This window comes from Catenibacterium faecis (assembly GCF_014306455.1).
Lineage (GTDB): Bacteria > Bacillota_I > Bacilli_A > Erysipelotrichales > Coprobacillaceae > Catenibacterium > Catenibacterium mitsuoka_A.
The window spans coordinates 1-1,268 of record NZ_JACRWG010000139.1 but is presented as its reverse complement, the minus strand read 5'-3'; the positions used below and the strand labels follow the sequence as shown (position 1 = coordinate 1,268).

1 protein-coding gene is annotated in these 1,268 nt (G+C 32.6%); it reads left to right on the top strand.

The window, feature by feature from the left end; genetic code table 11:
* Positions 1-394 precede the first annotated feature (394 nt).
* Complete coding sequence (locus H8909_RS13105) at positions 395-1,117, top strand: GntR family transcriptional regulator (protein WP_187013142.1); 723 nt, start codon at positions 395-397, stop codon at positions 1,115-1,117.
* Positions 1,118-1,268 lie beyond the last annotated feature (151 nt).

Genomic DNA, 1,268 nt, shown 5'->3' with positions numbered 1-1,268 from the left:
TCATCCTGAGCCAGGATCAAACTCTCCACTGAATATGTGAAGAGCTGATGTTCAGCTCATCAATTAAATGTTTTCAAATAAATCTGACGTGTATCTGTTCAGTTTTCAATGTTCTGTCTCAGCCCGTCTTGCGGACTGCCTGTCTATAATACCCAATATCCGCTCGTTTGTAAAGTGTTTTTTTAAATATTTTTCAGACGTTTATTATACATCGCATTTTTGGCCCTTGTATGCTTTGTTTTTTAATTTTAAATTATTTATAACCTAATTTTACAAAGTAGTTTATATGTCTTATTTAGCTCATTTATGACTATTCACTGTTTTATATCATTTTTTAATCTTGCATTTGTATATACATTTTATTTCAGTTATAATAGTCATGAGGTAATTAATTATGGCAAAACAACCAATTTATGTAAAGATTATGTCCGATATCGAAAATCAGATTAAGGACGAAACATTAAAATCAGGAGATCAGATTCCTACAGAAAAAGAATTATGTGAATTTTATAACACATCTCGCATGACAGTAAACAAAGCAATTTCTAGATTATGTGAAAAGAACCTAATCGAACGTATTGCAGGTAAAGGGTCATTCGTGAAAGAACACCGTGTTATAAAGAACCTACAACTAGGTACAAACGGTAGCTTTTCGGATGATATGATTGCGACAGGTAAAGTTCCTGGCTCTAAACTTATAGAATATAAGCTAGTGAAGGGCAAAGAAGTTCCTCATGTTAAACACGCACTTAAACTGAAGGATGATGATTTCATTCATTACTTTGTACGTGTTAGAACAGGTGACGGTATTCCTATCGCTATCAGTTATACTTATCTATCTGCTTCTATTATCCCTACTATAGATATACAGATATTGGAAGGTTCCTTATATAAGTATATCAATAAGCTTGGATATAGCATTGATGGTATTGATGCAGAATATTCTGCAGTACTTCCTACCGATAAGCAGAAAGAACTACTACAAGTAGACCAAGTTGCTTTATTCAAAAGTGAACACGTAACATTCTTATCCGATGGACGTCCTTTCGAGTATATTTCTACTTACTATAGAGGAGATCAATATACATATAGTCTTAAAACTGTATTTGATGAGTAAAAAAAGTTATGGCAAATCATGATTGCCATAACTCAGACTGTTGACAAACTAAATGTTAACAGTCTTTTCTTTTAAATTTGAAGAGTATATGATAATATAGTTACTGTCGTAAGTGTCCACACTCCAATTAAGCAAAATTTGTGGCCTTACG